The sequence below is a fragment of the Nonomuraea sp. NPDC003201 genome (genome assembly GCF_053590415.1).
In genome coordinates this window covers 1-12,418 of the sequence record NZ_JBSFTC010000099.1, presented here as the reverse complement: position 1 = coordinate 12,418, position 12,418 = coordinate 1, and the positions used below count along the sequence as shown (strand labels likewise).

At 72.1% G+C, this 12,418-nt stretch carries 9 protein-coding genes and 1 pseudogene; 6 read left to right on the top strand and 4 right to left on the bottom strand.

The features are described 5' to 3' along the window. Positions 1-563 precede the first annotated feature (563 nt). Positions 564-1,436, top strand: coding sequence for an RNA polymerase sigma factor SigJ (gene sigJ / locus ACWDX9_RS29620; protein ID WP_449959593.1), 873 nt, complete (start codon positions 564-566; stop codon positions 1,434-1,436). A gap of 146 nt (positions 1,437-1,582) precedes the next feature. After that, positions 1,583-2,770 carry an NAD(P)/FAD-dependent oxidoreductase gene (locus tag ACWDX9_RS29615; protein ID WP_449959591.1) on the top strand — a complete coding sequence of 396 codons (1,188 nt, stop codon included), beginning with the start codon at positions 1,583-1,585 and terminating at the stop codon, positions 2,768-2,770. Here ACWDX9_RS29615 and ACWDX9_RS29610 read toward each other — a convergent pair. Together ACWDX9_RS29610 and ACWDX9_RS29605 are read right to left on the bottom strand one after the other, a co-directional pair. After that, positions 2,722-3,435, bottom strand: coding sequence for a type 1 glutamine amidotransferase (locus tag ACWDX9_RS29610; protein ID WP_449959589.1), 714 nt, complete (start codon positions 3,433-3,435; stop codon positions 2,722-2,724). The two genes, ACWDX9_RS29615 and ACWDX9_RS29610, sit on opposite strands and share 49 nt — an antisense overlap. Then, positions 3,425-4,654: a MurT ligase domain-containing protein gene (locus ACWDX9_RS29605; protein WP_449959587.1), complete on the bottom strand. Its 1,230-nt coding sequence runs from the start codon at positions 4,652-4,654 to the stop codon at positions 3,425-3,427. The genes ACWDX9_RS29610 and ACWDX9_RS29605 overlap by 11 nt, the downstream gene beginning before the upstream one ends. Positions 4,655-4,813: 159 nt before the next feature. On the opposite strand from ACWDX9_RS29605, the gene ACWDX9_RS29600 reads away from it, so the two are divergent. After that, the gene (locus ACWDX9_RS29600) at positions 4,814-5,248 is read left to right on the top strand and encodes a YjdF family protein (protein WP_449959585.1); all 435 of its coding nucleotides are present in this window, start codon (positions 4,814-4,816) and stop codon (positions 5,246-5,248) included. Positions 5,249-5,302: 54 nt separating this feature from the next. Here ACWDX9_RS29600 and ACWDX9_RS29595 read toward each other — a convergent pair whose 3' ends face one another. Together ACWDX9_RS29595 and ACWDX9_RS29590 are read right to left on the bottom strand one after the other, a co-directional pair. Then, positions 5,303-8,179, bottom strand: coding sequence for an ATP-binding protein (locus ACWDX9_RS29595; protein ID WP_449959583.1), 2,877 nt, complete (start codon positions 8,177-8,179; stop codon positions 5,303-5,305). 167 nt (positions 8,180-8,346) lie between these two features. After that, complete coding sequence (locus tag ACWDX9_RS29590) at positions 8,347-10,290, bottom strand: hypothetical protein (RefSeq protein WP_449959581.1); 1,944 nt, start codon at positions 10,288-10,290, stop codon at positions 8,347-8,349. Positions 10,291-10,529: 239 nt separating this feature from the next. Between ACWDX9_RS29590 and ACWDX9_RS29585 the strand changes: the two genes are divergently transcribed. The 3 genes and pseudogenes from ACWDX9_RS29585 to ACWDX9_RS29575 form a co-directional block, all read left to right on the top strand. Next, positions 10,530-11,129 carry a hypothetical protein gene (locus tag ACWDX9_RS29585; RefSeq protein ID WP_449959579.1) on the top strand — a complete coding sequence of 200 codons (600 nt, stop codon included), beginning with the start codon at positions 10,530-10,532 and terminating at the stop codon, positions 11,127-11,129. Next, positions 11,126-11,770, top strand: a complete 645-nt coding sequence (locus ACWDX9_RS29580; RefSeq protein ID WP_449959577.1) for a hypothetical protein — start codon at positions 11,126-11,128, stop codon at positions 11,768-11,770. Before ACWDX9_RS29585 ends, ACWDX9_RS29580 begins: the two co-directional genes overlap by 4 nt. A 7-nt stretch (positions 11,771-11,777) precedes the next feature. Continuing rightward, positions 11,778-12,418, top strand: a pseudogene (locus ACWDX9_RS29575) (hypothetical protein); the annotation flags it as partial.

Sequence of the window (12,418 nt, the reverse complement as noted above, 5' to 3'; positions counted from 1 at the left end):
CATGTCAACCGGGGATGATCGCGCGTTGCTGGAGACGGTGGCGTTCTGCGCGAAAGGCACGAAAAATACGAAAAAGTGTGAAAAGACCGCCGCGCGGCCCGGCTGCGGCCTGGGCGAGGCCTCCGGCCCGCCGACATCGGCCGCACCCTGGTGGCGGCTACCCCCCGGTGGCGGCTACCTCCCGGTGGCGGGTGTCTGTGGCGGGTGTCTATGGCCGACCCCGTGGCCAACCCCGGTGGCCGACATCCGTGCGCCGGTATCGGTGGCCGACATCCGACGCCGGTATCGGTGGCCGATGGCGAAGTCAGCAAGGTGCGGGAGTAGTGGCAGGTATCGGTGGCCGATGGCGAGGGTGGCAAGGTGCGGGAGTCATGGCGGGCAACAGCTCCAACGCCCGTTGCGCGCCCGTCGGCTCTTGGCTTTCGGCCCGGTCGTCATGGCTCACCAACCATGCTCGGACACCGGCCCAGAACACGTCGAGGCCGGGCCCGTCCTGACCCCCGCAGTTCCGGCGGGCAGAGAGGGTTTGCCTAGGATCGGGAGTCGATCGAGGAGGCAAGAGGGTGGAGACGACCGGCGCGTTGGCGGAGGCCGAGTGGGAAGCGCATCGCTCCGCCGTCTTCGGGGCGGCCTACCGGATCCTCGGCACCGTGACGGAGGCCGAGGACGTTACGCAGGAGGTCTGGTTGCGCGCCGTCGCCGCCGACCTGTCCGAGGTGCGGGATCTGCGGGCCTGGCTGGTGACCGTGGCCGCCCGGACGTCCTACAACGTGCTGCAGTCGGCCCGCGTCCGCCGCGAGTCCTACGTCGGCCCCTGGCTGCCCGAACCGCTGCTGACCGGGCCCGACGCCGCCGCCCAGGTGCTCATGGACGAGTCGGTGAGCACCGCGATGCTGGTGGTCATGGAGACGCTCACCCCCGCCGAACGCGTCGCGCTGGTGCTGCACGACGTCTTCGACTTCCCGTTCGCCCGGATCGCCGAGGTGCTCGACAGCACGCCCGCCGCCGGCCGCAAGCTCGCCTCGCGCGCGCGGGCGCGGGTCGCCGCGGTCCAGGAGCGGCCCCGGGCGTCCAGGGCCGAGACCGAACGGCTGCTCAGGGCGTTCAAGGCGGCCGCCGACGCGGGTGACATGGCCGGGCTCGTCCAGCTGCTGCACCCCGAGGCCGTGTACGTCGCCGACGGCGGCGGCGAGGTGACCGCGGCGCGCAGGCCGGTCCGGGGCGCCGAGCGGATCGCCCTGCTGGCGGTCAGGCAGATCGAGCTGAGGCGGCCCGACGCGTTCCAGGTCATCGAAGTGAACGGGCGCCCGGCCCTGGCGACCTACCACGGCGGCGAGCTGGTCTGGCTCGACACCGTGGAGATCGCCGACGGGCGGATCACGACGTTCAGGCGGCTGGTCAATCCGGACAAGCTCGCCCGCCTCGGTCACATCTGACCTCGCGGGCTGGTCAATCCGGAGAAACCCGCCCGCCTCGGTCACATCTGACCCCGCCGTCTTGTCTCCCTGCCGACCGGTCTCCGATCCCCCGGGGGCCAGGCGCCCCCGATCCCCCGGGGGCCAGGCGGAGAGAGGACGGCACAGTGGCCCACGTTGTGATCATCGGAGGCGGTTTCGCGGGCGTGTGGAGCGCGGCGGGAGCGGCGCTGGCGCGCGGAGCGGCGGACCTGCGCATCACGCTCGTCTCGCCGAACGAGCACCTGGTGCTACGACCACGCCTGTACGAGCCGGAGCCGGACCTGGCAAAGGTGGAACTCGGCCGGGTCCTCGGGCCGATCGGCGTCGAGCACCTGCGGGTCTCGGTGAGCACGATCGACACCGGCCGCCGCGTGGTGGTGGCCGACGGCCGGGAGATCGGCTACGACCGCCTGGTGCTGGCGGCGGGCAGCAAGCTCGTCCGGCCCGAGGGCCTGCCCGGCGCCGAACGGCTCTTCGACATCGACACCCTGGACGAGGCCCGGCGGCTCGCCGACCACCTGCGCGATCGCGAGAACTACCGCGCCGTGGTCGTCGGGGCGGGGTTCGTGGGCCTGGAGGCCGCGACCGAGCTGGCCGCCCGGGGCCGGGTGCTGCTGGTGGACCGCTCACAGGTGGTCGGGCACCAGCTCGGCCCGGGCCCGCGCGAGGAGATCGTGGCGGCGCTGGACAAGCTGGGCGTCGAACGCCGCCTCGGGGCCACGGTGACGGAGGTAGGCGACGGGTACGCCGTCCTGTCCGACGGCACCCGGGTCGAGGCGGACGCGGTGGTCTGGGCGGTCGGGATGAGGGCCAGCGAGCTCACCCGGCAGATCTCCGCCGAGCTCGACCACCTCGGCCGGGTCCCGGTGGACCGGCACCTGCGTGCCCTTCCCGAGGTGTTCGCCGCCGGGGACACAGCCGCCGCGGCGTTCGACGCCGAGCACACGGTCATGCAGGCCTGCCAGCACGCCACCCCGCTCGGCAAGGTCGCCGGGTACAACGCGGCGGCCGACCTGCTCGGCGTGCCGCTGCGCGACTTCACCCCCGGCCCGTACGTCACCTGCCTGGACCTGGGCGGCGCCGGCGGGATCTTCACCCGGGGCTGGGACCGAAGGGTGATGGCCTCAGGCGCCGACGGCAAGGAGATCAAGACGCGGATCAACCAGGCAATCCACCCGCCGGTCGACGACGCCGCGAAGATCCTCGCCGCCGCCGACCACGTCCACCTGGAGTTGCCCTTCTTCCCTCCCGACGAGGAGACCGGTCAGCCGGGCAGGACGGCGGCCAGGCGTTCCCGGCGCAGGGCCTCGTAGCGGGAGTCGTCGAGGGGTGCCAGGTCGCCCACCCGCCACGACAGCAGCAGGTCGGCCAGGGCCGGGTTGCGGGCCAGGGCGGGCCCGTGGAGGTAGGTGCCCACCACGTGGCCCGCGTAGCAGCCCTCGAAGCCGTCTCCGTTGCCCACTCCGACGAGGGTCCGGGACAGGGGCTTGACGCCGGGGCCCAGATGGGTGATGCCCATGTGGTTCTCGAAGCCGGTCAGGGTGGGCAGGTCGAGCGCGGCGTCCACCTCGGCGGCCAGCTCGCCGACCGCTCGGGCGGGACCGCGGGAGCTGGCGATGTCCAGCAGCCCGATCCCGTCCACCGGCTGGCCCTCCTCGCCCCCGAACGTGCTGCCCATGATCTGGTATCCGGCGCACACCGCCAGCAGGGCGGCGCCGCGGGCGACGGCGCGGTGGAGGCCGCCGTCGCGGCGCAGGCGTTCGGCGGCCAGGATCTGGGGGCGGTCCTCGCCGCCGCCGATGAGGTAGATGTCGCCCGAATCCGGCACCGGGTCCGCCGAACGTACGTGGATCGTCTCGGTCGCGATCCCCCGGCGGTTCGCGCGCTGCTCCAGGACGAGCGCGTTGCCCTGGTCACCGTACGTGCTCAGCAGGTCAGGATAGATCCAGACGATGCGAAGGGCGCTGTCAGTCGGCACGGCCGAACTCCGTTCGGATCTGCTGGAAGGCGGTGTAGTTGGCGATGACGTCGACCCGGCCGGGAGGCTGCATGGACAGCGCCTCCGTGAACGAGCCGCACAGCGTGAACGGCACGTCCGCCACGTCGAGCCGGAGCGCCAGGTCGAGGCGGCGCTCGCCCGTCACGAAGACGGGGCGCCCGCGCAGGATGCGGTAGTCGACGTCCCACAGCCAGGAGGTGTCGCGCCCGTCGGGGCCGTTCGCGTTGACCGAGAGGATGATCGGCAACTGCGGGTCGGCCACGTCGAACGCCTCCAGCCACCCCGCCGGGTTCTTCGCCAGCAGCAGCCGCGCGTGGCGGCCGTCGCGCTCGACCGTGGTGTAGCGGCCGGCCACCGAGGTGACCTGGCGCAGCCGCGGCAGCGCCCGCTCCACCGGCACCCCGAACGCCTCGGCCACCGCCAGCGCCATCACCGCGTTGGACCGGTTGGCCAGGCCGGGCAGCTGGATGTCGAGCAGCCACCGCTGCCCGCGCGGATCGACGGCCACCTCGTCGTCGATCGCCCACTGCGGCTCCGGCCGGTGGAACGTGCACTCCTTGCACGCCCAGTCGGCGTCCTTACGATCCAGCGGGCCACCGCACTCGGGGCAGCACCAGGAGTCTTCCTTCCACCGCTGACCGCCGGAGACCCAGGTGACCTTCGCCGCCGTGGAGGCGCCCCAGGTCACGAGCGGGTCGTCGCAGTTGGCGATGACGTGGGTGGGCTTGCCGGACAGCGCCCTGCGCCACTTCTGGGCGAGCAGCCAGATCTCGGCGGCGCGGTCCATCTGGTCGCGGCTGAGGTTCATCAGGCACACGACGCCCGCGCCGGTGGTGTCGAGGACCTCCGGCAGGTATTTCTCGTCCACTTCGAGCACCCCGTACGGGGCGGCCTTGTTCTGGGAGAGCGCCGAGACGTGGCCGGCGGGCATGTTGGCGCCCAGCGCGTTGGTGGCGACGTCGCCGAGCTCGAGGAGCGCCGAGGTGATCAGCCGCGTGGTGGTGGTCTTGCCGTTGGTGGCGCTGACCAGGGCCAGCTTGCGGTCGCGGGCCAGCTTGCGCAGGAGGTCGGGCTCAAGCAGCAGGCCCACTCGCCCGCCGATCACCGACCCGTCCCCGCGCCCGGTCATCTTGGACAGCGTCGCGGCACTGCGGCCCAGGGCGCTGGCGAGCTGGGCCCGCAGAGGAAGCTGGGTCATGCCCAAGGATCCTAGTCGGCATTGGCCGATAGTCTGGAGAAGCACACGAAAACGCGGCCCGGTCGGTAGCCCGGGCGAAGCTTCACCGTATCCGCCCTTCCATGGGATGTCCGGTGTGCCGGAAGCGGCCTCGACAGGCCGTCATTTCGGCATACGCGCATGGAGGGCGACGTGGTGACGATGTCGGTTTATCTGGACGGGCCGTTCTGGGTCGGCGTACTCGAGATCGTCGAGGACGGCACGGTCCGGGCGACCCGTTTCACGCTCGGGTCCGAGCCCACCGATCCGGAGTTGTACGAGTTCCTGCGGCGGCACGGCGTCGCGCTGCTCGAACGGGCGGCCGCCGCACCTCCCGTCCCTTCGGAAGGACGAGAGGCCAAGCGGGTCAACCCCAAGCGGGCCGCGAAACTGGCGGCCCGGGCGGCGGCCGGGGTGTCCCGCCGGAGCACGGCCTCCCAGGAGGCGCTGCGGCTGGAGCTGGAGAGCCGGAAGACGGAGGCGGCGGACGACCGGCGGGCCCGGCGGCGGGAGGCGGCTGAGCACCGGCGGGAGGTGGCCCGCCGCAAGCGCCTCGAACGCCGCCGCGACCGCTGAGCCCCTCCACCGTCATCGCCGAGACCCGCCGCCGCGACCGCGGAGCCCCGGAGGTCAGGACGGGGAGGGGGCGGCGTCGGCGAAGGCGATCTCCGGGGCGCCGCCGTGGTCGAACGGCAGGACGAAGCGTCGCGGCCACGACAGCACGCCCTCCAGCCACCCCGCCCCCATCGTCTGCCCCACGTGCCGCAGCCGCGCCGACGACTCGATCCCGATCGCCACCGTCGTGATGTCCCGCTGCACCCCCTCGTTCTCGTCGTCCCCCAGGATGACCCGCCAGGCCAGCGCCCGGTTCCGGTCCACCTCCATCGACAGCGGGTGGTGCCGCAGCGCCTTGGCGCGGTGCCCGAGCAGCTCGGTGTGGACGAGGTCGGGGTTGGCGCCGTTGCCGTTCGAGGGCTGGCGGAAGAGGGCGTACTCCATGGGTGGCGCCGGGCTGCGCAGGTTGGGGGCCGCGTGGCCGTACGGGAAGAGCCTGTCCACCTCGTGCAGCCACCGGACCTGCGGGATCACCCACGAGGCGCCCGGCCGGTCCCCGCCGCCGTCGAGCCCGGCGAGCAGCCGCGTGGCGGTCTCGGCGGCCTTCTCGGTGAGCAGGGCGGGGTCGAACCAGCTGCGCAGCGACCAGGCGCGCCGCTGCACCGAGCGTTCGATCAGGGTCGCCAGCAGGCACTCGCCGCGCCGCGCCGGCAGCTCGCCCCAGGCTGCGCCGAGGGCGCGCGGAACGCCGGGCAGCGGCCGGTTGCTGACGAAGGCGAGCACGACCGTGTCGCACCAGATGCGCAGCCAGGCCCACTCGGGAGCGTCGGCGAGCACGTCGGCCTCGCGCAGCTCCACCAGCGTGCACGCCTGCCCGGTGCGGCAGGACGCGCCGCACGCCGCGGACCGGCGGCCGCGGATGGGCGGCGGCGGGCCGGGCAGCACCTTCTCGCGGGACTCCCCCAGCGGCACGCGGACCCGCAGCGGCCGGTCCATCCCGTCGGCGAAGACCGCGGCCGAACCCGGCTGCAGGGAGACCACGTGGCGGGACTGCTCGTCGCTGAGGTTCATGGCGTCTCCGACGAGCTTCCTGTCATCCTCGGCCGGGAGCCGGTGCACGACCTTGAGCGCGGTGTTCTTGACGACGTCGGAGACGAGCTTGGTCGGGATCTGCTCCGCCACCACGATGCCCTCGCCGTACGCGCGGATCTCCGCCAGCAGCCCGGCCAGCAGCTCCACCGCGTGCGTGGAGGCCCGGCCGTGGCCGCGGTCGCGCAGCAGCCGGTGCGCCTCCTCGATCACGATGACGTGGCGCAGCTCGTGGGACTTCTCCCGGCGGGCCCGCATCCGCAGGTGCTCGACGATCCGGATGATCAGCGTGCCCATGAGGAACGCCTTGTCCTCGTCGTTGGCCACGTCCTCGATCGCCAGCACGACGTCCCGCTCCAGCAGGCCGCCGATGTCGGCGGGGTGGCCGCCCTCGAAGAAGCGCCCCGCCGAGCCGACCCGCAGGGACCGGAGCCGGAGCGAGATGAACCCCTCCACGTCGGCCTGGACCTCGCGGCCGTAGCCGATCTCCTTGATCACGTCCATGGCGTGCTGCTGGAGCTGTTCGAGGGTGGGGATGCTGGGCGGGACGTTCGAGCCCGGCACGGCGCCGCCGGTGACGACGTCCCAGCCGGTGGCCTCGTAGACGCGCTGCAGCGCCAGCGACATGATCTGCGGGAACGGCTCCTCGGCGTCGAACGCCGCCATGAACAGCGCCCTGACCATGTCGATGTGGGCCTGGACGGGGTAGCCGGGCTCGGGTTCGAGCGGGTTGATGCTGAACGGCACGCCGTCCGGCGCCGACGGGTTGATGACGGTGACCGGGTCGTCGAGGCGCCCGGCCATGGCGGCGTACTCGGACTTGGCGGGCTCGATGGCCAGCCACGGGATGCGGGCCCGGCTGAGCTGCTCCAGCAGGTGGCGCACCGTCTGAGACTTGCCTGAGCCGGTGGCCCCGGTGACGAACGCGTGCCGGTTAAGCGTGGCCAGCGGCACCCGGAACGTCCCGACCCCCCTGTCCTGCCCGTCGAGGATCTCGCCCAGCTCCAGCTCGCCGCCGTCGGCCTCGGACGTCACGTCGAAGAAGCCCGACTCGAGCACGCGTACCCCCGGGACCTCCCGCCTGGGCAGCCCGGCCAGCGCCGCGAGCGCTCCGGCGGTGGCGGCGAACGGGGCGGCGGCGCCGTCCGTCGGGTCCTGCATGGTGATGGCGAGGGCCTCCGACAGGCCGTAGGCGGCGCCGTGCGAGCTGCGCAGCCGGTACGGATGATGGCTCATCTCGACCGACCCGACCAGCACGGGAGCGATCTGCCGCAGCTCCTCGGCGGTGGCGCCCCCGGCCAGCACGCGAACGTTCCAGAGCCCCGCCTCCCTGAAGGCGTCCAGCTCCTGCATGCGCCGCTCGGCCCGCTCGGCGTCGAAGCGGGAGCGCTCGGAGGCGTCCCCGTACTGCCTGAGCACGTTGAGCTGGGTACGCAGGTGCGCCACCTCGGCATCGAGCAGGTCGGTCGGCTCGGCCACCACCAGCCAGGCGAAGGGCCTCGACATGAGCGTCACCAGCGTCGACTCGAACAACGTCGGCCGCCTGAGCTCGTCCGGGTCGAACTCGCGACCCTTGTTCCCCAGCGGCGGCGCCTGGCGGCCCGGGCACGGCGTCCACACCAGGTCCGCCAGGTCGGCGAGATACTCCTCGTCGAGCTGGACCCCGCGCGCCCCACCCGGGAACAGCAACGGCTGCGGCCCGCTCGGGCGGCCGGGCGCGTCGGTCGACCTGCGCGGCTGGCGCGGCGGCGACAACGGCCCGGCGTTGGTGATGAGCTCGAGCGGCGCGCCGGATCCCCGCGACAGCCACCCGATGACGAACGGCCGGTCGCGTTGCGCCGCCGACAGCACCGCGGGCAGCACGGTGACGAAATCCCACTCCGCCGACGAGCTTCGCGAGGGCGCTGCGATCGACTGGATTCGATACCAGGGCCCATTCAGCGACACACTCGGCTGCATTTCATTCCCCCACAGACGGTTCTTTGTTAAATTCCGCCAACCGTCAGCTCGTCACGTTGACATTGACCATGTCATTGCCTGCCCTTGCGCCAGTCCAGGCGTGGCGGTGGTGGCCCGAGGTTCGGTGGGGGTTCGCCGTCAGTGCCCTGTGCCTGGGGGTCGAGCGCGAGCACGGCCTCGCGTACGTCCTCCAGCTCGCCGAGCGTGGTCTTGGGGAAGGTCAGGATGGCGGGGTTCGCGTCGGCGAGGCGTACGCGCCTGCCCTCGGCCGTGGCGTCGGTGACGATCACGGAGGTCGTGGGGAGCTGCTGGAGCTGGTGCGGCTCGACGAGGAACTCGCGCGAGCGCTGCAGCACCCGCTCCTTCTCGGAGATCTTGTCGGCGGTCCTGCCCCACTCGGTGGACTCGGTGATGTCGCCGGCCAGATCCGCGAGGTTCTCGTCGCGGTCCTCCGCGCCGTCGTCGTCCATCTGGGAGATCGTGGAGGTGTAGCCGCCGTCGAGGCCGGGCAGCGAGTCGCTGATCGTCTCGGTGAGCTGGGCCAGCTCCAGCCGGTGCTCGGTGCCGACGTGCTCGCTGGCGACGCGCGCGTCCTCGGCGTTGCCCAGCCGCATGAACGCGACCGCCGCGTGCCCCCTGCCGAGCCGCTCCCGCACCGTTGGGGTCAAAGACCGATAAGTCAGGACCAGTCCGGTACGGGAGGTCTCGCAGGCGTCCATCAGCCGGTCGAGCACGTCGCCTCTGAGCTTGTCCGCGCCCGCCACGATGATCGTGTGGTACCAGGGCCGGTCCGAGGCCGGGGACTGGCGCAGGATGTGGGTGAGCGCGGTGGCCACGTACGTGCCGAGCACCCGGTTGCCGAAGGCGCCCGCCTGCCGGTCCATGCTCACCACCCGCAGCCGCGCCGGCGGCAGCCGTACGGCCTCCGTGCCGAGCGTCTCCAGCTTGCGCAACTGCGACTCCAGCGCCCAGGCCCGCTCGATCACCACCCGCTCGCTCACGCCGCGCCCGAACAGCGTGCCGATGCGCTCCAGCTGGGTGGCCGTGATCAGCCCGAACCTCAGGTCGTCGCGCGGGTCGCCCACCTGCGCGAGCGCCCGTAGCGCGGCCGTGACCTGGCTGATCGTGGCGTTCTCGCCGAGCACCTCGAGCACTCGCTCCAGGATCGCGTTGTCGAAGCTGAGGTCGCGCGTGGTGCGGTGCTCCTCGCTCACGCTCACCACGTGCGCCAGCACGTCCGCGAACGCCTCCGGCTTGAGCGTGGCCCCCAGGTCGAGCTTGGGCAGATCGACCGGCAGCACCCAGACCAGCGGGTCGTCGCCGCCCTTGCGGGCCAGCTCGATCAGGTCCTTGGCGATCGCGCCCTCGGACAGGTCGAGCACGGTCAGGTGGCCGCCGCTGTAGAGCCGCGTGGCGCCGAGCAGCGTGATCAGCGCCGACCAGCCGGGGAGCGTGCCACCCGCCACGTCGATGCGGTCGATCTCGTCCGGCACGGCGACCGCGTACCACGAGAGCTGCCTGTCGTGGCGTTCCTTGGAGTCCTGCCACTCGCGGTAGCGCTGGGCGTGCTCCTCCTGGGCGCGGAACAGCTCCTTGTCACGTTCCTCGCGCCGGCGCTCGTTCCTGGCCTGCTGCTCCAGCACGCGGTACTTCACCGCCCGGTCGCCCTGCAACAGCGCGTAACTGCAGATGCCCGCCACGCCTCCGGCGGCGGTGAGCCCGGCGATCGCGAACGGCCACGCGAGGTAGCCCGCGATCCCGGCGGCCAGGATGAGCACGGCCAGCACCAGCATGAACGTCCGGACGAGCCGCACGGGCTTGTTGAGCATGTCCTCCTGGAGCCGCTCGCGGCGCAGCAGGTCCGGGTCGACGGGGCCGGGCGGGGCGGCGGCCTCCTCGAGCGGAGAGGGGCGCTTGGGCGGCGGGCCAGGGTCGGAGTGCAGCAGGATGTACTGCCAGCCCAGGTAGATGCGGTCCGCCTGGAGCTGGGCATGCTCGGGATGCACGTCCGTCACGTGACCCTCCGGCCGCCGATATGTCGTTAGGAGTAAGGGCCAACCCTTTCCGCTCCGTGACAGCGTATGAGCTTCGAGGCCCGTAGCGGCAGGGTTTCTCGGCAATTCTCCCAGTCCGATGGGAGTATTGCGGCAGATGGGACAAGCGAGACCTACTACCATCCTTACCCATGACGGAACCCTCCGGCGCAAGCAGTGACAAGCCCAGACGCCCGGTAGTGGTGCCCGCCCTTGCCCTGATGGCTTTCACCGCCATCGGCATCACCGCCCTCCTGGGCGGACTGAGCGAGGCCGCCGAGGAGCCTGAGGCGCTGGGCGCGGGCGCGGTGCTCGATCAGGGCCTGTACGCCACCAAGTTCGTCGAGTCGCGCGTGACGGTCCAGAAGGCCGAGTCGCAGTGGGACGAGGACAAGCGGTTCGTGGAGCTGGTCTTCGAGGTCACCAACAAGGGCGACAGGACCTACCAGGTCGGCCTGCCCCCGGCGAAGCTGGAACAGGCCTTCACGAGCGACTCCTTCGCCGGCTCCCTGGTGAAGATCACCCCCACCTTCCCCAAGGACGCGGGGCCGTTCACGTTCGCCCAGGCCAAGGGAGGCGAGACCGGCCAGCTTCACCCGGGGGTGACCAGCCAGGTCATCCTCCGCTACCGGCTCAAGGACAACGAGCAGCCGCCGGAGAAGATCACGATGGACGTCGCGTCGTTCGAGTACGAGCCCGGCTTCAACAGCAACGTCCCGCGCTGGCAGATGGTCTCCAACGAGAACCTCGACACCATGAAGTTCTATCCCGAGATCAAGGCGCGGGTGACTCTTGCGGTCAAGAAGGGTGACGCAACGTGACCGCCACGCAGCAAAGATCAACTGTCGCGCCCGGTCGCCGCGGCAGGAGGGCGGGCCGGGGACCGGGGATCGGCACCCGGCTGCTCAGCGGCGTCGTCGGGCTGGTGCTGCTGGGCGGGGCCGTCTGGCTGCAGACCCTGCACATGGCCGAGGGTGAGATCACCGACCCGATCACGTACACGGGCGCCAAGGGCGAGGTGGTGGACGCCCGGCGGTTCTCCCTGCGGCTCGACTCGTTCACGGCCGCGAAGTCGATCCAGAGCGGCAGCAAGACGATCGGGACCGACAACCTCTTCCTCGTCGTCAACGTCACGGCCAAGTCCAGCCTCAAGCCCTATCACCTGGAGCAGCCGGAGCTGCTGACCGCCGACGGGAAGAGGTTCGACGCCACCGACCGGGTCAACAACGACCTCACGATGGCCATGTCATGGGTGCAGCCGGACATCTGGAAGAGCGGGCGCTTCTTCTTCGAGGTGCCGTCGTCCGAGCTGGCGGGGGCGCATGTCGTGTTCGGGCTGAACAAGGGGTTCGTGGTGGAGCCGTACCAGCCGGAGGTCGAGGTGGATCTCGGCCTGGACGACGAGGGCGCGCGCAAGCTCGCGGCCTCGCCTCAGGACGTCTACTCGACCGACAAGAAGTGATCTCAGGATGAGCACGAACGAGCGCGACTGGTTCTCGCCCAGGAACGACCCGCGGCGCGAGGACGACCCGCCCCCGCCCCCGCCCAGCCAGGAGCCGCCCCCGGGTCTCGGCAACCACTCCGGCGGCGGCGCACCGCCGCCCGGCCAGGGGCGGCGTTCCGGGCACGACCCGCGTCTCGATCAGGACCTGCTCGGCGAGGAGACGGCGCCGGTCCCCCGGGTGCCGTCCGCGGGCGACCTGCCCGGCCGTGGCGGTCGTGGAACGCCGCCTCCGGGCTACGGCGCGCCGGAGGGGCGGCCGAGCGGGCCGCAGGAGGCGATGGGCTGGCCGGAAGCGCCTCGGGAGGCGATGGGCCGGCCCAACCCGCCGCAGGAGGCGCTGGAGTGGCCCAGCGCGCCACAGGGCCCCACGCACCCCCAAGGCCCCTCGCACGCCCGGCCTCCGGCGGATGCCCAAGGCCCCGCCTACACCCAAGGCCCCTCGCAAGGCCTCTCGCACGGCCAGGGCCCGGCGCACGGTCAGAGCCCCGCCCATGGGGAAGGCCCGGCACACGCGCGAGGCCCGGCGCACGGCCAGGGACCGGCACACGCGCAAGGTCCCGCACACGCGCAGGGCCCGGCGCGGCGGCCGGGGCTGCCGCCTCGCCC